Raw genomic sequence first — 16,880 nt, forward strand, 5'->3', positions numbered from 1 at the left:
GCGCCGCTATGGGTCTTATCCTGAAACGGGGAACGGGACATGGATGACCGCATCGTTATCTCGGCGCAGCAGGTGCGGGCTCTGATCGCGAGCCAGTTTCCGCAATGGGCGGGGCTTGATCTCAGGCCGGTGGAACTGAGCGGCTGGGATAATCGCAGCTTCCGCCTTGGTGATGATATGCTCGTTCGCCTGCCGAGCGCTGGCCGCTATGTGGCACAGGTGGAGAAGGAGCATCGCTGGCTGCCGAAGCTTGCGCCTCTTTTGTCTCTTCCGATCCCAAAGCCATTGGCGATTGGTGAGCCGGGACAAGATTATCCGTTTCCATGGTCCGTTTATGGCTGGCTTGATGGCGAGCCTCTCGCCCTGCATCTTGGGCATATAAATCTCGCAACAATAGCCGTCGACGTAGCAGCGTTTTTGAAACCCCTGCAGGGCATCGATGCGACGGATGGTCCAATTGCGGGCGAGCACAATTTCCACCGCGGTGGGTCGCTTGCAGTCTATGACCGCGAGGCGAGGGCGGCGACGTTGCGCCTTGCCGATGAGGTCGATCAGAGGCTGGCCATGGAAATATGGCAGCTTGCTCTTTCGAGCAGCTGGCAGGGCCAGGGCGTTTGGGTGCATGGCGATATTGCCGAAGGCAATCTGCTGGTGAGAGATGGCCGCCTCTCAGCCGTCATAGACTTCGGCAGTTCCGGCGTCGGAGACCCCTCTTCCGATCTCATTCTGGCATGGAACGTGCTCGACGCCGAAAGCCGGAACGTCTTTCGCCTGGCGATGGATCTCGACGATGCCACATGGCAACGCGGGCGCGGCTGGGCGCTGTGGAAGGCGTTGATCACGCTTGAGGCTCAACGTGGACGTGATGAGAAACTGGCCGAATGGTCACGTCGGACCATTCGGGAAGTGATTGCCGATCATTTGTCCGCCTGAAACATCAGCGCAGACGTGCCATGACGTAGGCGTCGACATATTTGCCGTCGCGATAGGCATCGTTGCGCAAGGTGCCCTCGCGTTCGAAACCGAGTTTCTCATAGAGCCGGAGGGCGGCGAGATTGTCGGTGAAGACATTCAGTTCGATGCGGCGGATATCATGCCAGTTGTCGGCCGCGTCGATGAGTGCCGTCAGAAGCCTTGAACCGACGCCCTTTCCGGCGAAATCGTCGTGAACGGACATCGCAAGATCGGCGACATGGTACTGTCTGCCCGCTCTGCGGTATAATCCGGCGTTACCAACGAGTTTTCCGTGCCACTCCGCGACGATGACGATGTCGGTAGGGGCTCGGTTTTCTATCGATTTTCTCGTCTTTTCAATCGTCTGGAAAGGCTGCCGAAGGGTGCCGTGCCGGACGCCGGGAAGGTTGAGCATTTCCGTCAAGGCTTCGACGTCTTCAAGCCGGGTCGCACGCAGGACAACGTCCTTCAGATCAAATGGCTTGTTTGTAATATCCGCTGGTTTCATGTTCAGGCCTGTCTCCTTGTGGCGCGTTCGGAGCAGGCGTGACACCCCTGCTCTTATCGGCAGGGGTGGATGTTGATCGCTCAGTGCGCGGACATGCCTTTCCCTGCCGGTTGACCGGTCATCGTCATATGGCGGGTGGTCGTCGTTTTGATAGCGATCATGATGGCGAGAATGCTTTTACGAACTGTCACTGTCAAGCGGGTGCCTTGCGCAGGAAATCTCTTAGTTTTGCCGGCAGCCTGCCGTCAATCGCGGCAAGGCCGGCGGCAATCATCGCCATTCCAGCGAAGTGCTTGATTTCCAGCTGTTCTCCGAGAATGAGCGAACCGAGAAGGATGGCGCTGACGGGAATGAGGAAGGTGACGAGCGCGAGATTGGTGGCGCCGGCAGTTGCAAGGATGCGAAAGAAGATGAGGTAGGCCAGGGCCGTGGACAAGAGCGCGATACCGATGAGTGCGCCCCAGGTGCCGAGGCTCGGCATGGCAAGCGTCCAAGGCTTGTCAATGAGGAGCGCGGCGGGGATCAGCATCAGTGTCGAGGACGATATCTGGCCGGTGGCGGTCATCAGTGGCGGCACGCCCATGGCCTTGAAGCGGCGGCCGAATATGCCCGCGAAAGAATAGGAGATAGCTGCGCCGAGAATGGCAATCTGACCCCAGAGGCCGGAGATCGCACCGCCAAAGGCTGCCGGGCCGATCATCGTAGCCACGCCGGCAAAACCGATGAGAACACCCGCCAGCTTGTTGCCCGTCATCTTCTCGTCGGCTGTGAGGAAATGGGCGACGATGACGGTAAAGAGCGGCGTCGTCGCATTGAGGATCGAGGCCAACCCGCTGGCAATATGGGTCTGGCCCCAGACGATCAGGCAGAAGGGAATGATATTGTTGAGCAGGCCCATGCCGAAAAAGGCGCGCCATACGGCCCATTGCCGTGGCAGATGAAGGCCCATGATGCGGCAGACGATCAGCAGTGCCGTGGCAGCGAGGCTGACACGCAGCGTGACGATGGTGACCGGCGGCAGTTCCTTGACGGCAATGCCGATGAAAAAGAACGATCCGCCCCACAGCAGCGAGAGCGCCACAAGCATCCCCCATTCGCTGGCATCCATCTGTTTTTGTATTGCCACCTTCGTCTCTCCCACCGCTGGAAAATTGAAATAGTCACAGAGAACGCCACGTTCAGCCACCCGATATCGGTTGAGTTTACCTCAATCAGTCGTCTGGCAATCTTGGTTCCGTCCGCGCCCGTTGCATCTATTTACTCCTCATATTATGTTGTTTTCAAACGATAGTTTCTCGTCGGATAATTGAGCTCAGCTAAACCATGGTTGCAGAACTCCCTTCCTTGAAAGGATTGCAGGCCTTTGAGGCTGCGGCGCGCTACCGCAGTGTCACGCTTGCCTCCAACGAGTTGAACGTCACCCCCGGCGCGGTCAGCCTGCAAATCCGGGAGCTGGAAGCCCGCCTTGGCGTGCAGCTGTTTGTCCGCAAGCCGCGCAGCATCCAGCTGACGAGGGAAGGGGAGCGGTATTACGGTTCCCTTCGCACCGCATTCCGGATGATGCGCGAGGCGACGGCGGAACTGACGGCGCGATCAGAGATTACGGTCTTAACGTTAAGCTGCACGCCAACTTTTGCGGTGCAATGGCTGATGCCGAGATTGCCCGGCTTTCAGCAACAACATCCGCAAGTGGATGTTCGTATCAGCGTGACGAACCGGCTGGTGGATTTCTCAAGGGACGATGTCGATCTGGCCGTGCGTCACGGTTTTGGTCGCTATGAAGGGTTGGAAAGCATCCGATTCATAGACGACAGCACCTTGCCGGTCTGCTCACCACAACTCTTTGAAAAATATGGCCCGCTTCGGGTGGCCGGTGATCTGAAATGCGTGCCGCTTCTGCACGATGAAAACCGCAACGAGTGGCGGCGCTGGCTGGAAACGGCGGGCGCTACAGAGGTCGATGCTTCCGGGGGCACCGTGTTCATCGACAGCAACGGCGCGCTGGATGCGGCCAAGGCCGGGCATGGTGTTGCGCTGACGCGGCGATCGCTTGTTTCCCGCGAACTTGCCGAGGGAGCGCTGATAGCTCCCTTCGGCACGGACATTGCCAGCACGCTTGCCTATTTCCTGGTTTATCCACGGCGCATGCTTGATAATCCCGATCTTGTGAGGCTGCTTGACTGGATGCTTGCGGAAGCGGGATCTACCGAAGCCGGTTCTCTTTGACGCCAATCCGGTCTATGCCGGAATGAAACAACGGGAATCACTCTTGAAAACCATCGCCATCGATTTCGAGACCGCCAATGAGGAACGGGGTAGCGCCTGCTCCATCGGGCTTGCGTGGATAGAAGACGGTGAGATCGTTCGCGTCGAGGAACGGCTCATCCGGCCGAAGGACATGCGGTTCTCGCCCTTCAATATTGCCGTGCACGGTATTCGCCCTGCCGATGTAGAGGATGCGCCGGAATTCCCTGATGTGATGGAGGAATTCATCGACGATTTCCACGGCGCCACGATGATTGCCCACAATGCCGCCTTCGATTTCAGCGTCATGCGGGCTTCCTTCGATAAATACCGGCAGTCCTATCCTGATCTTTCCTATCTGTGCAGCGTCAAGATTGCCCGCCATGTCTGGCCGCAGCTGGCGTCGCACAAGCTGAATGTGATTGCCCATCACCTTCAGTTGCGTTTCGTGCACCATAACGCCGCCGAAGATGCTGTCGTCTGCGCTGCGGCATCGATTGCGGCGGCCAGGGCGTTGCGCGTTGACCATATCCGCGACCTGCCGGAAAAGATCGGCATGGTTGCCGGCCGTCTCACTTCCACGGGCTATCAGCCTTGCAGCATGAAAAAACGTGTTGTCTCGCGGGTTGCGTAACCGTTCCCCACACCTATGTCTGAAGTAGCATAACGGAGAACATGCGATGACGATGAAAACGCTCTCGGGTTTGTTTGCAGGCTTTCTGGTGTTGTTTCCGGTGACGGTTGCGCATTCGGAGGTCGTCGGTAAGGTCGGTGTCGATTGGATCGGCAACGATATCGTCATCGAGGCGATTGCCGATCCCAAGATCAAGGGCGTGACCTGCCATGTCACTTATTTCGATCGTGGCGTCATCGACCGGCTGAAAAATGGCAATTGGTTTGAGGACCCTTCCAACAACGCCATTTCGTGCAGCCAGACGGGACCGGTCGAAATCGGTGATATCGATCTGTCGAAGGGCGGTGAAGAGGTTTTCCGGCAGGGCATGTCGCTGGTGTGGAAGAAGCTGGTCGTCAGTCGCGTTTACGACAAGGCGAATGACACGCTGATCTATCTGGTCCATGCGCGCGAGCTGAAGGATGGCTCGGCCAAGATGGCGATTTCGACGGTGCCTCTCTATAACCAGCAGGTGACGTGGGAAAAGGGCAAGCCTTGAGGCTTTGCCCTTGGTACTGCTGACACCATAATTCACCCGCGACGTCATCCTCGGGCCTGTCCCGAGGATACAATCACGTATCGTAAAATCGATAGGTTTTAGATGCTCGGAACAGGCCCGAGCATGACGGAGGAGAGGTTTCCGACCCTGCCGTACCCCTCAGGGCAAGCTGTGGAACCTGCGCGTTATATTATCAAAACCCCACCGGCTCTATTAAGCCGCTTCGCGCGCCAGCTCGTCGGCAATCACGGTGTCGAGGTTGAGGAAGCACACCATGCTCTTTTCCAGCGCCACGATGCCGCGGCAGAAGTTGCGCTGTTCTTCGGGAATGATGTCGGGCGCGGGCTGCAGGTCTTCGGAGCGGATGGTCATCATGTCGGAGACCTGTTCCACGAGAAGTCCCACGAGCTTGCCGCCGATATCGGTGACGATGATGGCGGAGCGCTCGGAGGGTTCGGTCATTTTCATGCCGAGGCGGCCTGCCATGTCGATGACGGGGATGACGGCGCCGCGCAGGTTGATGAGGCCGAGAACATAAGGCGGCGTGTGCGGCATCGGGGTAACCGGTGCCCAGCCGCGGATTTCGCGGATCGCCATGATGTCGATGCAGAATTCCTGACCGCCGAGATGGAAGGAAACGATTTCGAGATATGCGCCGGATTGCTTGATGGCGTTGGACATGACGGCAGGTTTCCTCTGGCGGCTCTTAGGCAGGCCCATGCATGATTGAGCTTTATGCGGTGGCCGGAATGGACCGGGAGACATCATGTCGGAACTTAAAAACCGCTATGGCCATATTGCACAGCAAGATTTTAAACTTTCCCTAACAATTGGCGGTGCCGCGCTCGCAAAACCCAGTATTTTGGCGGTTTTCGTGCTGGTGCAAACAGGTTATAACAGACGCATGAACGCAATCGTTGCCAATCCGCTGAAGTTTATTCTTGCAAGCCTTGCGGTAGCGGCCTCGCTTGCCGTCGTGCTTCTCGCCTTCGATGGCTGGGTGCGACACGGCACGGATATTTTCCTCTCCGCCGTGCAAAGCGGCATCGCCTGGTGTCTGTAATCTGCCGTCCCGTCCCGGCTTTGTGACAAATCAGCGCGGTTTACGCAAATACGCCCAGTTGATTTGCCGTCGCCACCGCTGTTCGTTATCAGACGATGGAGGCCCACGTCATGCGGCCGGCCTTCGGGGGTAGGATTAGGACAATGAGAAATATTCGCATCGTATTGTGGGCCGTGGTGGTCGTTCTTGTCGGTGTCGTCAGCTGGTTGACGCTCGAAATGACGAAGACCCGTGAGGAAATGGTGGAAACGGCCTATGGCGTGCCGTTCGAACTCACGGCGCAGAACGGTCAGCCGATCACCGAAAAGGCGTTTCAGGGCAAGCCCACAGCGCTCTTTTTCGGTTTCACCCATTGCCCGGAAGTCTGCCCAACGACGTTGTTCGAGCTGAACGGCTGGATGGAGAAGGTAGACCCAGCCGGCGACAAGCTGCAGGCCTATTTCGTATCCGTAGACCCCGAGCGCGATACGCCTGAGCTCATGCAGCAATATGTCTCCAACGTCTCGAAGCGGATCACCGGCATCACCGGTCCGGCCGACAAGATTGCCGAAACGCTGAAAGGCTATCGCATCTATGCCAAGAAGGTGCCGGTCGATGACAAGGATCCGAATGGTGACTACACCATGGATCACACGGCTTCCGTCATCCTGCTTGACGCCAATGGTCGTTTTTCCGGCACCATCGCCTATGGCGAGAACCCCGATGTTGCCGAGCAGAAGCTCCAGAATCTGCTGAAGGGCTGAACGAGACGGCATAATTGTGCCTGGCTTATTGGACTGGCGGAGGTTTTGTGGCAAAGGCAAGCCTTAAGAACCTTAGCTAGAGAAAGCAGCCTGCCGTGAGCGAAATCCGACTTTACGTCACCACGACCGAAATCAAGGCCGGTGAAATCCTCGATCTCATGTCGGACTATTTCGGCGAGGAGGATGTCGCGATCGCCACCACCGAGGTGGATGAGAAACGCGACATCTGGGAAGCTTCGGTTTACCTGATGGCCGAGCAGGAAGACGAATTCCGCGAGCGCATCGACACCTTGCTGGCTCCCGCCTTTCCCGGCCTCGCCATCGAAAAGGAGATCGTTCCCGACATCGACTGGATCGCCAAATCGCTCGAGGGGCTAAAACCGGTACGGGCAGGGCGCTTCATCGTTCACGGCGCGCATGATCGCGATAAGATCAAGCCCAACGATCTGGCCATCGAGATCGAGGCCGGTCAGGCTTTCGGCACCGGCCATCATGGCACGACAGCGGGCTGCCTTGAGATGATCGAGGATGTTCTGCGGGCGCGGACCGTGCGCAATGCGCTCGATCTCGGCACCGGCAGCGGTGTATTGGCAATTGCCGTGCGCAAGATGCGCCATATTCCGGTACTCGCAACGGACATTGATCCCATCGCGGTGCGCGTTGCCAGGGAGAATGTGCGGCTGAACGGCATAGTCTCCGGGCTGGCGCTTGAAACCGCTCCGGGTTTCCACTCAGACGCTTTCCGCAAATACGGCCCGTTCGATCTCATCATCGCCAATATTCTGGCGCGGCCGCTCATCAAGATGGCGCCGCAGCTTGTCACGCATCTGGCGCCCGGCGGCACCGTCATCCTGTCGGGAATTCTCGCATCGCAGCGCTGGAAGGTGCTTGCGGCCTATAATGGCGCGCGGCTCTCCCACGTCCGCACCATCTGGCGCAATGGCTGGGTCACGCTGCATCTGCGCAAGGACTGACGCTTCAGCAGCATCCGTTTCCGGACAAAGAAAAGGCGGCGCTTTCGCGCCGCCTGAAAACCCGCGAGCATATTGGAGGAGAATCGCTCAAGCGGGTCGACGTATTCCTGTTCCTGCGCGGTGGAGGGAGGATCGCCGCGCCCGAAGTGATCAGAATACGTAGCTGGACTTTGCGGTGCGGCGAAGTTCGGCGCGGTTCATGCCGAGCGCTTCGAGCGACTTGTCGTCGAGGTTGAGCAGGGCTGCGTTGACATGACGGCTGACCTGACGCTCGCGTGCTTCAATGACGCGATCGAAAGCGGTGCGGAGGAAAGATTTTGCCATTGCTTCAAATCCTTGTTTGCCAGGAGAGTGTGTCTCTCGCTGTGTTGGCTTGAAGATAAGCGATGTGTTTTTGTTTGGTTAGGGGGCCTGCCTCAAGGTAGGTATGCGTTTTTCACATGTCTGCGGCTTTTCAATATTACTTATTTAGGGAAAATTGCTCAATTTAGCGGCGTCTTTTCTCGGCCTTTGGGGTAAATGGCAGCGCGCGCGCGCCTGTCGTAATGGTTGATGGCACATATGGCTTGAAACCGGGTTTGTCGGCATGGCATTGTCGTTGCGCGCCAATGATTTGACGGCGTTACCGACCGCTTTCCTCATGACAGTTCCCGAAAGATGCCCATGTTCCAGACCTTCGAAAACAAATCCGCGCCGCAATTCGGCAAGGCCCGCGTCGAGGCGCTGCGTGCCAGTTTCGACGCCCTTGGTATCGATGGTTTCCTGGTGCCGCGTGCCGATGAATATCAGGGCGAATATGTACCTGAATCATCTGAGCGTCTGTCATGGCTGACCGGATTTACCGGCTCTGCCGGCATTGCGCTGGTAGCGCGCGCAGAGGCGGTGGTGTTTGTCGATGGCCGGTATACCACGCAGTTGAAGTCGCAGGTCGATCAATCGGTGTTCAGCGGTGGTGATCTGGTCGGTGCCCCGCCTTCCGTCTGGTTGTCGGAGCACGGGGCTGCGGGCTTTCGGCTCGGGATCGATCCGTGGCTGCATACCGGCGCTGAATTGAAGCGGTTGGAAAAGGCGCTTGCGGGGAAGGGCGGTTCCGTCGTCCTGCTCGAAAACAACCCACTCGATGCCCTGTGGCATGACCGCCCGTCAGAACCGCTGGAGCCTGTCGTCATTCAGCCGGAAGCCTTCACCGGCAAGCTGGCGAAGGAAAAGATCGCCTCGCTGGCAGAGACGGTGTCGGCCAAGGGAGCCGATGCCCTGCTGGTGACAGATCCGTCTTCCATTGCCTGGATTTTCAATATTCGCGGCAACGATGTGCCGCACACGCCGCATCCGCTTGCCCGCGCCATCATCTATGCGGATGGCAAGGCCGATATTTTTCTCGACAAACGCAAGACCGGTATCGAGGCCGAGGCCTATCTGGCACAGCTGGCGACGCAATTGCCGCCATCGAATATCGCCGATCGTCTGCACGCCATTGCCAGCGCCAAGGGCCGCGTCATGGTGGACGCCGATCTGACGCCTGTGGCGCTGACAGGGGCGATTACGGCGGCGGGTGGCACCTTGATCGAGGAGGCGGATCCCGTCCGCTTGCCGCGCGCGTGCAAGAACGCGGCGGAGCTTGCCGGCTCGGCAGCGGCACATGTGCAGGACGGCGCGGCTATGGTTGAATATCTGTGCTGGCTGGATCGTCAGCAACCGGGCAGCGTTACCGAAATCGCGGCCGTGAAGGCGCTGGAGGCTGCGCGCGCCAAAGTGGGGCAGTCTCTCCAGAATCCTCTGAAGGACGTGTCTTTCGATACGATTTCGGGCGCGGGCGAACATGCCGCCATCATCCATTATCGCGTCACCACCGATACGGACCGGACACTTGGCGATGGTGAGATGTTTCTCGTCGATTCCGGCGCGCAATATGTCAACGGCACCACTGACATCACCCGCACCGTGGCAATCGGCAATGTCCCGGAAGATCAGCGGCGTTTCTTCACGCTGGTGCTGAAGGGCGTGATCGCCATCAGCGACGCACGGTTTCCCAAGGGAACGCGCGGTTGCGATCTCGATCCCCTGGCGCGTATCGCGCTGTGGAAGGCCGGTGCGGATTATGCTCATGGCACCGGCCACGGCGTCGGCTCCTATCTTTCGGTGCATGAAGGGCCGCAGCGTATTTCTCGGCTTTCGACGCAGGAACTTCTGCCGGGCATGATTCTGTCGAATGAGCCCGGTTATTACCGCCCCGGCGCTTTTGGCATCCGCATCGAAAACCTGATCTATGTGCGCGAGGCGGCGGAAGTCGCGGGCGGCGATCAGCCGATGTTGTCCTTCGAGACCCTGACCTGGTGCCCTATCGATCGCAGGCTGGTCGTCACGGCACTTTTGACCGACGACGAACTGGACTGGCTGAATGCCTATCACGCCGGCGTTCTGGAAAAGCTCTCGCCTTTGATCGCGGATGAAGAGGTGAAAGCGTGGCTTGTTGCGGCCACGCAGCCTCTGGCGCGGAACGCTTAAAGGAGAGAAAAGTGCCTGATGGCGACGACGATGGCCCAGCCAATGGCCAGCATCGTCAGGCCGGGGAAACGCAGGCAGACCAGAAGAGCGGCCACCATGGCGATCTTCACCTCGTATCCGCCTTCAAAAAAGGCGGGTGCGACAAGGGTCGTCAAAACCGCTACGGGAACGGCGTTCAATCCCGCCTCCATGCGCGGCGGGATGGATTTCATCCGCGTCATCAGAACATAACCGCCGATGCGGGTAAGATAGGTGGCGACGGTGGCGAGCGCGATCAGGATCAGCGTGTCGGCGTGCAGCAGATCGCTCATGGCGTTTCCACCTTGCTTTCAGAATTGGCCTCGCCGGTTGGTTTCGGCGGATAGACGACTGCAACGAGAATGCCGGCAAGCGCGCCGAGGCTGACATGCCAGGGCGAGCCGACGATGTGATAGGCAACGGTTGCGCCAAGAGCGCTTGCCAGCATCACCGGGTAAAAATTCTCCCGCTGGCGGAAGCTCAAAACCATGCCCATGAAATAGATCGGCAACAGCACATCAAGGCCGATGGCTTTCGGGTCGCCGACGAGATTGCCGAGCGATGCGCCGACAATGGTCATCACCAGCCACAGAATATAGATCGGCGTGGCGAAGCCCATGTACCAGGCGAAACCGACCACGCCGGTGTTTTCGTATTTCCTGACCGACTCGGCGAATTGTGGATCCACCAGCACGAAGAACCCGATGGCCTTTTGCAGGAAAGTCCAGTTGGTTATCATTCTGGCAATGGCGGCCGAATAGAGAATATGGCGAAAATTGACGGCAAAGACCGATAGCACGATCAGCCAGGGGGCTACTTTCTGGCCGAATAATTCGATGCCGACCAGCTGGCTGGCACCGGCATAGACGGTGCCGCTCATGATCGTCGCTTCGGCGACGCTCAGCCCGTTATCGACCGCGACCGCGCCGAACAGCGCGCCAAAGGGAGCGGCGGAAAGGGCTATCGGAAAGCCGCTTTTGAGGCCTTCGCGGAAATCTGCATTGGACATTGTTCAGGAACTCCTTGCCCGCCGCTCTATCGCCGTCCCGGCCGGCTGGCAAACAAATTGCATGAATGGATCGATTGATTCCCTTGAAGCTTCCGTTACGGTAACGCCTATACGCGACGTCGGACGGAAGGCCTCACCCGGTTTTTGCTCCCCGCCCAATCGATTGAATAATGGAGGATCAATGCTGGAGAAGCAGGACAGGGCAGTGCTGGCCGCGCGTGTTCGGGAGTATCTGGCTCGGGAGACCGAAACCGAGATCGGCTTGCTGCAGGCGGAAATCTTCGTCGACTTTCTGGCCGAAGAAGTCGGATATGTCTTTTACAATCAGGGGCTCAAGGATGCGCATGCCGCGATCCTGCGGCGCCTGGAGGATGCGGCAGGCGATATCGACGTGCTGGAGAAGCCGAGGCTGCGATGACCGGCCCTCAGTCGCGCAAAATGTCGCGGCTTTTGAGGATGGTCGCGCCTTTTTCCCGCATGGCCGCAATCGACGCCTGTATACCTTGGGGATCGATGCCGCGGCTGGCATCCTCGATGAAACGGACCTTGACGCCAGGCAGCATGTCGAGGGCATCGAGCACCGAGAAACTGACGCAATAATCGGTGGCGAGCCCGCATATGTCGAGCTGGGTTACGCCTTGGCGCGTCAGATAATCGGCAAGGCCTGTCGTTGCGCCCTGATCATTGTCGCGAAAGGCGGAATAGCTGTCGACGGCGGGATTTTCGCCTTTCTGCTGGATATAGTCGAAAGCCTCCGTCTTGAGGTCGGGATGGAATTCCGCATCCGGCGTGCCCTGCACGCAATGGTCCGGCCACATCATCTGCGGTTTGCCGGAGAGTTCACCCATATCGAACGGCTTCTTGCCGACATGCTGCGAGGCAAAGCTGCCGTGATTTTCCGGGTGCCAATCCTGCGAGGCGACGATCAGATCGTAACCGCCATTGTCGATCAGGGCATTGGCGACGGGCACGATCCGGTCGCCATCGGCAACAGCCAGATTACCGCCCGGACAAAAGCCGTTCTGGATATCGATGAGCAGCAGCGCCTTCATGATTTGCCTCCCTTATTTCCGGCAGGATGCCAAGCCGGCAGCAACGGATCAAGTGCCCTTACCAGCTTTGTATGTGCTTGACGGCTGATGGCATAGATTTGCTCCGTCGCAGTCCTGCCGCATTTACAGCAAATTTCCGGCAAAGTCGGAATTTACCTGACGATGCGGCGACGTAAACTTTAAAGGCCGATGACGCCCTGCGGGGCATTTTCCGGGAAAAGGCGATGCAGATGCATGCCCAGCCCGCGCAAGTCATTGTTTTGCCTTCGCCCGATAATGCGCAGACCTTAACGAATTATTTTTGCAGGGACTCGTAAACACTTTGGTTACCATAATTCGTCATGCTTCGAACCAGTCAGTTCCGAAATCGGCCGGGTGTCCGCCCGCTGTTCGGATGCCCCAAAATCCCTCCGGCTTTGCCCGGGTGTGCGTGAACGGTTCGAGTAACGAGTATCATGGCGTATTCTGCTGCGGCTTATAATGGCGCCGGTCTTGCCGGTTCGTCTTGCCTCAAGAGAGGCAAATCCTTTTCTCTTGGCCGAATGTCCGCTCTGCTTGGCGGTGGTGCCTTTGCCGGTCTGTTCGCCTTCGCTGCCTTCGCCTCGCTTCACACGATGGCGGCCGCATCGCATGGTGTCGGGCAGTTTGAGAAGACGCTGGTGGCGAGGCTGGAGTCTGGCGAGGCTGCGATTTCCGGCGCAGCCGCACGCGATATCCACGTCCGCAAATTTTCCCGTCTGAGCGACCACAGCCATGGCCCGCAGAAGGCGGTTCGCCTTGCCGGCATCATGCCCGAAATCGGCGAGAAGGAGTTCCGCGAGCGTTTTGGCGCGGCTACGAACGCGAAGGGGCAGGCGACAGTCAAGGAACTTGCAGCGCTGCGGCCCTCCGCCATTGTCGATTCGGCGCTTGGACGCACAACAGAGGTCGCATATCAGAGCGCCGCATCGCAACATCCGGCATTTGAAGTGGCATTAGGGCGCCCGCAGATCGAGGAAGAGGCGAGCAGCCTGCTTCCGGACGACGTCCCTTTGCCAAGCTTCCGGCCCGAGGTTGCGGCTGCCGAAACGGTGGAGCCATCACCCCGCCCCGCCGTTCTAGCGAAGACCGATGAACACCCGGCAGCCGTTGCTTCCGCACCTGCTTTCGATGCGCCGGTGCCTGCGCGTGCACCCCAGCAGCCGCGGCAGGGCACGGCCGGCATGCTCGCCTTTGCAAAACCTGATAATCCGGTGCGCGAGCCGAGCAAGATGGATGCGGTTCCGTGGCCGGATCGCGGCAACGGCACGGCGATCTACGATATTTCCTCCGGCCTGGTTCATATGCCGAACGGCGAAAAGCTCGAGGCACATTCGGGCATCGGCAAGATGCGCGACAACCCCGACTATGTTCATGTGAGAATGCGCGGCTCGACGCCGCCCTCCAGCTATCGTCTGACGATGCGCGAGGCGCGGTTCCATGGCGTCGAAGCAATCCGTCTGACGCCGGAAAATGGCGTCAATCCGCATGGCCGCGACGGTCTTCTCGCCCACACCTACATGCTGGCGAAACGCGGTGAATCGAATGGCTGCGTTGTGTTCCGGGATTACTCCCGGTTCCTTGCGGCCTTCAAACGTGGCGAAGTCAAACGCATGGTCGTGGTGCCGAAGCTGAATGGTGGTCGCCCGACGCTCGCAAGCAGCGGTGGCAAGAGTGGCGGCAAGACCCTGCTCAGCATGTTCTCACGCGACAGCGATACCTGATTTACGCTTTCCCGGACGTACAACCGCTGCACATTTTTACCGGAGAAATGCCCTAGCGGCCGCGTCGCTGGGTCAGCACCATGCCGGCGAGAATCAGCAGAATGCCGAGTGCGCTCGCCCAGAGTTTCGGCGGCTGATCGCTGAAAAAGTCGAGCACGACGCTTGAGACCATCTGGCCGCTGATGACGAGAAGTGCGGTATTGACCGCGCCGATGCGGGGGATGAGCCAGCTTCCCGAAGCGATGAAGACAACACCGATGGGGCCACCGATAAAGGCAAGCCACGGCGCGTCGGCCGCGCCCGGCGGAATGAGGCCGCCGACGATGAGGCCGATGACGGTCAATACCCCGAAACCGACGATATGGTTCCAGAACGAGGCGATCAGCGGTGAGTTCGACAGGCTGAGGCGGCCGTTGACCTGACGGCTCAGTGCCACAAAGACGCCGCCGGTAAACGCCATGGCTATCCAGACGATCATGCCGTTCTCCCGACAAGGATAATAAGTGCGCTGCCACAGAGAATCAGTGCCACCGCCGCCATGTCACGCAAATCCGGCCGCCGCTTGGGCAGGCCAAACAGGCCGAAGAAATCGGCCAGAAGGCTGAAGATCACCTGTCCGCCCAACCCGAGCGCGATGGTGCCGGAGAGGGCAAGCGGCGAATTGACGGCGGTGGAGGTGAGGATGACGATGGCCGCACCAATCACCCCACCGCAATAGGCCCAGAGCGGCGCCTTCGGTTTGGCCAGCGCACCCGCCTCCGTCTTCGGGCGCATGATCGCGAGATAGATCAGCGCCGCCACCGTGCCGGTGCCATGTGCAGTCCAGGAGGAGAAAAGTGCGTTTCCGTAATGCGCAAGCTGGCCGTTGAAATGCACCATCAATGTCAGAAGACAGCCGCTTGCGAAGGCGGCGGCAAGGTGCAACGGGTTCAGGCGGGGATGGGTCGTTTCTGTCATGGCCAGCCAAAATATGATTATTCAGCGAAGCGTTACAACATCGGCACCTGAATCGAAATCGATTTGTCAGTTGTTTCCAGAAACATGTGCAACCAGCGCACTCCACCTTCTTACTTAGCGCAGTCTGACATAACATCCGCGAAAAAATCGGCGATCAGCGTGGATACGCCCTTCGGGTTTTCCCAATGCGGATTGTGGCCATGCCCATCGAGCGTAACGGTTTGAGCCTCGGGAAAGGCGGCGGCCAATTTTCGACGATGCGACGCGCCGAAAAGGGGGTCTTCGAAACCGGCGAGGCACAGTACCGGTTTTTTTATTCTGGACGCGCTGTGATGCAGGTTTGTATCCGCAAAGCGCTCAACGACGCCATGCCAGATGGCAGCCGGCATGTTGGCGGCATCCTGTTTCATTTTCGACAAAAAATCATCGTCGACTGGCTGACTGCACGAATACCAGCCGCGCAGAAAGCCGCTATTGGGTCCGATCGGGTCCCGAAGTGCGAGAATATCTCTGGTCAACTGGCTTTCCGCGCCAAAATCCGGCTCAAGCGTTGCCGAGATGAGGGCAAGAGCCCGGATCGTGTCGCCTCGCCGGGCGGCAAGTTCGATAGTGGTCATCGCACCCATGGAGTGGCCGAGCAGAAACAGCCGTGAAATACCCAGGAGCGTTAGAAACCGATCGACCGTTTCGGCGAAATCAGCGACATGCAGGCTCTGTCCCGCCGAGGAAACCCCGTGTCCGGGCAGGTCAGGGACGATGAGCCTGTATTCGCTGAAAAAAGGCTCAAGCATGGAGAAGCTGCGGCTGGTGTCCGAAAAACCATGCAGCATCAGCAGGACTGGGCCCGGACCGCCGGTGTCGATGAAAGCCAGCTGGCGACCGCGGGGCAATTCTACATACTGCTTCCGCTTCTCCCAATCATCCTGCAATATTGCCGTCACAGGCCGATCCCCGCCTTTACGGCAGTGAGACCATCCTGCCCGTCGAACGTCGATACGCCCTTCAGCCAAGCGTCCAGTCGTTGCGGCTCATCCTTGATCGCCTGCTTTGCCGCGTCTTCCGGGGACATTCCACCGTTCATGATATAGTCCATGCCCTTGTTCTCGTACTCCACGTCGAATGCGAGATTATCGAGCAGCTTCGCCACATTCGGGCATTCCTGTAGGTAGCCTTTGCGTACCTGCGTATCGACTGTGGCAGCGCCGAAGTCGGGCCCGTAAAATTTATCGCCGCCCGTCAGGTACTTGATGTCGAATTTGCTGTTCATCGGGTGCGGCGCCCACCCCTGGAACACAATGAAGGACTTGTTGCGGGCGAAACGGGTTACCTGCGAAAGCATGCCCTGTTCGCTGGACTCGACCACTTCCCAATTGTGCAGTCCCAGTGCCGGATCGTTGACGGCATCCAGCATCAACTGGTTGGAGCCCGGTTCGATGCCGTAGAGCTTGCTGTCGAACTTGTCCGCGAATTTTTGCAGGTCGGAGAAATCCCTGACGCCGGCATCCCAAACATAGGTCGGAACCGCGAAAGTGTATTTGGCGCCCACCAGATTGGTTCGGACTTTTTCGACCGATCCGTCTTCCTTGTAAGGCTTGTAGTAGTTCACCATTGCCGGGTTCCAATAGCCCAGAAAGACGTCGAGATCCTTGCTCTTCAGGCTCGTGTAGATGACGTCGATCCCGAGAAGCTGGCTTTGCGGCTCATATCCCAGTGATTTCAACAGCGACATGGCGATGCCGGTGGTGAAAGCAAGATCGTTCCAGCCGGGTTCGGCCAGTCGCACAACCTTGCAAGTTTCAGCATCCGATGCGAGCGCGGAAGTGCCGACGGTTGTCAAAACCATCGCGGCCGAAAAAACACCTGCCCATTTTTTCATTGTTCCACCTTTTTTGTCTATTGGGTCATTAGATTGACCGGTGGGACAATAATTGATCTTTAC

Annotated in this window: 21 protein-coding genes; 10 read left to right on the plus strand and 11 right to left on the minus strand. The window is 58.5% G+C overall.

Annotated features, from left to right (window positions below; translation table 11 throughout):
* Positions 1-39 precede the first annotated feature (39 nt).
* On the plus strand, positions 40-933 hold the full coding sequence (locus tag FB593_RS14425; protein ID WP_113472953.1) for an aminoglycoside phosphotransferase family protein: 894 nt from the start codon (positions 40-42) through the stop codon (positions 931-933).
* Positions 934-937: 4 nt separating this feature from the next.
* On the opposite strand, the gene FB593_RS14430 is transcribed toward FB593_RS14425, so the two are convergent.
* The gene (locus FB593_RS14430; protein ID WP_113291175.1) at positions 938-1,462 is read right to left on the minus strand and encodes a GNAT family N-acetyltransferase; all 525 of its coding nucleotides are present in this window, start codon (positions 1,460-1,462) and stop codon (positions 938-940) included.
* Between the two features lie 193 nt (positions 1,463-1,655).
* Positions 1,656-2,588, minus strand: a complete 933-nt coding sequence (locus FB593_RS14435; RefSeq protein ID WP_025594031.1) for a DMT family transporter — start codon at positions 2,586-2,588, stop codon at positions 1,656-1,658.
* Positions 2,589-2,785: 197 nt separating this feature from the next.
* Between FB593_RS14435 and gcvA the strand changes: the two genes are divergently transcribed.
* From gcvA to FB593_RS14450, 3 genes are read left to right on the plus strand one after another with little or no spacing between them, the layout of a single operon-like run.
* Positions 2,786-3,688: a transcriptional regulator GcvA gene (gene gcvA / locus FB593_RS14440; RefSeq protein WP_003513188.1), complete on the plus strand. Its 903-nt coding sequence runs from the start codon at positions 2,786-2,788 to the stop codon at positions 3,686-3,688.
* Positions 3,689-3,731: 43 nt separating this feature from the next.
* Entirely contained in the window at positions 3,732-4,340 is a 609-nt protein-coding gene (locus FB593_RS14445; protein ID WP_013636498.1) for a 3'-5' exonuclease, read from the plus strand.
* Positions 4,341-4,386: 46 nt separating this feature from the next.
* A complete protein-coding gene (locus FB593_RS14450; protein WP_003513184.1) occupies positions 4,387-4,878 on the plus strand; it encodes a CreA family protein in 492 nt (163 codons plus the stop codon).
* A 213-nt stretch (positions 4,879-5,091) separates the two neighbouring features.
* Here FB593_RS14450 and FB593_RS14455 read toward each other — a convergent pair whose 3' ends face one another.
* Complete coding sequence (locus FB593_RS14455) at positions 5,092-5,559, minus strand: chemotaxis protein CheW (RefSeq protein ID WP_003513183.1); 468 nt, start codon at positions 5,557-5,559, stop codon at positions 5,092-5,094.
* A gap of 85 nt (positions 5,560-5,644) precedes the next feature.
* On the opposite strand from FB593_RS14455, the gene FB593_RS14460 reads away from it, so the two are divergent.
* From FB593_RS14460 to FB593_RS14470, 3 genes are all read left to right on the plus strand, one after another.
* Positions 5,645-5,941, plus strand: coding sequence for a hypothetical protein (locus tag FB593_RS14460; RefSeq protein WP_236742452.1), 297 nt, complete (start codon positions 5,645-5,647; stop codon positions 5,939-5,941).
* 143 nt (positions 5,942-6,084) lie between these two features.
* Positions 6,085-6,684 carry a cytochrome oxidase assembly protein Sco gene (gene sco / locus FB593_RS14465; protein ID WP_003513179.1) on the plus strand — a complete coding sequence of 200 codons (600 nt, stop codon included), beginning with the start codon at positions 6,085-6,087 and terminating at the stop codon, positions 6,682-6,684.
* Between the two features lie 95 nt (positions 6,685-6,779).
* Positions 6,780-7,658 (plus strand): 50S ribosomal protein L11 methyltransferase, encoded by an 879-nt coding sequence (locus FB593_RS14470; protein WP_003513177.1) that lies wholly within the window; start codon positions 6,780-6,782, stop codon positions 7,656-7,658.
* A 150-nt stretch (positions 7,659-7,808) separates the two neighbouring features.
* Here the strand turns inward: FB593_RS14470 and FB593_RS27550 are convergent, their stop codons facing one another.
* Positions 7,809-7,982: a hypothetical protein gene (locus tag FB593_RS27550; RefSeq protein WP_003513176.1), complete on the minus strand. Its 174-nt coding sequence runs from the start codon at positions 7,980-7,982 to the stop codon at positions 7,809-7,811.
* A gap of 339 nt (positions 7,983-8,321) precedes the next feature.
* On the opposite strand from FB593_RS27550, the gene FB593_RS14480 reads away from it, so the two are divergent.
* Positions 8,322-10,163, plus strand: coding sequence for an aminopeptidase P family protein (locus FB593_RS14480; RefSeq protein WP_145166703.1), 1,842 nt, complete (start codon positions 8,322-8,324; stop codon positions 10,161-10,163).
* On the opposite strand, the gene FB593_RS14485 is transcribed toward FB593_RS14480, so the two are convergent.
* Both FB593_RS14485 and FB593_RS14490 read right to left on the minus strand, forming a co-directional pair.
* Positions 10,160-10,474 (minus strand): AzlD family protein, encoded by a 315-nt coding sequence (locus tag FB593_RS14485; protein ID WP_019565298.1) that lies wholly within the window; start codon positions 10,472-10,474, stop codon positions 10,160-10,162. The genes FB593_RS14480 and FB593_RS14485 overlap by 4 nt on opposite strands.
* Positions 10,471-11,190, minus strand: a complete 720-nt coding sequence (locus tag FB593_RS14490; protein ID WP_025594025.1) for an AzlC family ABC transporter permease — start codon at positions 11,188-11,190, stop codon at positions 10,471-10,473. The genes FB593_RS14485 and FB593_RS14490 overlap by 4 nt, the downstream gene beginning before the upstream one ends.
* A gap of 181 nt (positions 11,191-11,371) precedes the next feature.
* Here FB593_RS14490 and FB593_RS14495 point away from each other — a divergent pair, with 181 nt between their 5' ends.
* On the plus strand, positions 11,372-11,608 hold the full coding sequence (locus tag FB593_RS14495; RefSeq protein WP_003513169.1) for a DUF2164 domain-containing protein: 237 nt from the start codon (positions 11,372-11,374) through the stop codon (positions 11,606-11,608).
* A 7-nt stretch (positions 11,609-11,615) separates the two neighbouring features.
* Here FB593_RS14495 and pncA read toward each other — a convergent pair whose 3' ends face one another.
* Positions 11,616-12,242, minus strand: coding sequence for a bifunctional nicotinamidase/pyrazinamidase (pncA, locus tag FB593_RS14500; RefSeq protein WP_013636493.1), 627 nt, complete (start codon positions 12,240-12,242; stop codon positions 11,616-11,618).
* A 455-nt stretch (positions 12,243-12,697) separates the two neighbouring features.
* Here pncA and FB593_RS14505 point away from each other — a divergent pair, with 455 nt between their 5' ends.
* Positions 12,698-13,984: a DUF2778 domain-containing protein gene (locus FB593_RS14505; protein WP_112673591.1), complete on the plus strand. Its 1,287-nt coding sequence runs from the start codon at positions 12,698-12,700 to the stop codon at positions 13,982-13,984.
* A 52-nt stretch (positions 13,985-14,036) separates the two neighbouring features.
* On the opposite strand, the gene FB593_RS14510 is transcribed toward FB593_RS14505, so the two are convergent.
* From FB593_RS14510 to choX, 4 genes are all read right to left on the minus strand, one after another.
* The gene (locus FB593_RS14510) at positions 14,037-14,462 is read right to left on the minus strand and encodes a DMT family transporter (RefSeq protein WP_003513163.1); all 426 of its coding nucleotides are present in this window, start codon (positions 14,460-14,462) and stop codon (positions 14,037-14,039) included.
* Positions 14,459-14,941: a DMT family transporter gene (locus FB593_RS14515; protein WP_003513161.1), complete on the minus strand. Its 483-nt coding sequence runs from the start codon at positions 14,939-14,941 to the stop codon at positions 14,459-14,461. The genes FB593_RS14510 and FB593_RS14515 overlap by 4 nt, the downstream gene beginning before the upstream one ends.
* 110 nt (positions 14,942-15,051) lie before the next feature.
* Positions 15,052-15,882, minus strand: a complete 831-nt coding sequence (locus FB593_RS14520; protein ID WP_038491582.1) for an alpha/beta fold hydrolase — start codon at positions 15,880-15,882, stop codon at positions 15,052-15,054.
* A complete protein-coding gene (gene choX / locus FB593_RS14525; RefSeq protein WP_038491579.1) occupies positions 15,879-16,817 on the minus strand; it encodes a choline ABC transporter substrate-binding protein in 939 nt (312 codons plus the stop codon). The genes FB593_RS14520 and choX overlap by 4 nt, the downstream gene beginning before the upstream one ends.
* Positions 16,818-16,880 lie beyond the last annotated feature (63 nt).

The organism is Rhizobium sp. SJZ105 (assembly GCF_007828365.1).
Lineage (GTDB): Bacteria > Pseudomonadota > Alphaproteobacteria > Rhizobiales > Rhizobiaceae > Agrobacterium > Agrobacterium tumefaciens.

What these genes read in the sequence shown, in the direction of transcription:
- sco (WP_003513179.1), top strand. Translation starts at nt 6,085, where the DNA reads ATGAGAAATATTCGCATCGTATTGTGGGCCGTGGTGGTCGTTCTTGTC.
- gcvA (WP_003513188.1), top strand. Translation starts at nt 2,786, where the DNA reads ATGGTTGCAGAACTCCCTTCCTTGAAAGGATTGCAGGCCTTTGAGGCT.
- FB593_RS14480 (WP_145166703.1), top strand. Translation starts at nt 8,322, where the DNA reads ATGTTCCAGACCTTCGAAAACAAATCCGCGCCGCAATTCGGCAAGGCC.
- FB593_RS14455 (WP_003513183.1), bottom strand. Translation starts at nt 5,559, where the DNA reads ATGTCCAACGCCATCAAGCAATCCGGCGCATATCTCGAAATCGTTTCC.
- FB593_RS14495 (WP_003513169.1), top strand. Translation starts at nt 11,372, where the DNA reads ATGCTGGAGAAGCAGGACAGGGCAGTGCTGGCCGCGCGTGTTCGGGAG.
- FB593_RS27550 (WP_003513176.1), bottom strand. Translation starts at nt 7,982, where the DNA reads ATGGCAAAATCTTTCCTCCGCACCGCTTTCGATCGCGTCATTGAAGCA.
- FB593_RS14515 (WP_003513161.1), bottom strand. Translation starts at nt 14,941, where the DNA reads ATGACAGAAACGACCCATCCCCGCCTGAACCCGTTGCACCTTGCCGCC.
- pncA (WP_013636493.1), bottom strand. Translation starts at nt 12,242, where the DNA reads ATGAAGGCGCTGCTGCTCATCGATATCCAGAACGGCTTTTGTCCGGGC.
- FB593_RS14505 (WP_112673591.1), top strand. Translation starts at nt 12,698, where the DNA reads ATGGCGTATTCTGCTGCGGCTTATAATGGCGCCGGTCTTGCCGGTTCG.
- FB593_RS14425 (WP_113472953.1), top strand. Translation starts at nt 40, where the DNA reads ATGGATGACCGCATCGTTATCTCGGCGCAGCAGGTGCGGGCTCTGATC.
- FB593_RS14490 (WP_025594025.1), bottom strand. Translation starts at nt 11,190, where the DNA reads ATGTCCAATGCAGATTTCCGCGAAGGCCTCAAAAGCGGCTTTCCGATA.
- FB593_RS14460 (WP_236742452.1), top strand. Translation starts at nt 5,645, where the DNA reads ATGTCGGAACTTAAAAACCGCTATGGCCATATTGCACAGCAAGATTTT.
- FB593_RS14510 (WP_003513163.1), bottom strand. Translation starts at nt 14,462, where the DNA reads ATGATCGTCTGGATAGCCATGGCGTTTACCGGCGGCGTCTTTGTGGCA.
- FB593_RS14485 (WP_019565298.1), bottom strand. Translation starts at nt 10,474, where the DNA reads ATGAGCGATCTGCTGCACGCCGACACGCTGATCCTGATCGCGCTCGCC.
- FB593_RS14450 (WP_003513184.1), top strand. Translation starts at nt 4,387, where the DNA reads ATGACGATGAAAACGCTCTCGGGTTTGTTTGCAGGCTTTCTGGTGTTG.
- choX (WP_038491579.1), bottom strand. Translation starts at nt 16,817, where the DNA reads ATGAAAAAATGGGCAGGTGTTTTTTCGGCCGCGATGGTTTTGACAACC.
- FB593_RS14430 (WP_113291175.1), bottom strand. Translation starts at nt 1,462, where the DNA reads ATGAAACCAGCGGATATTACAAACAAGCCATTTGATCTGAAGGACGTT.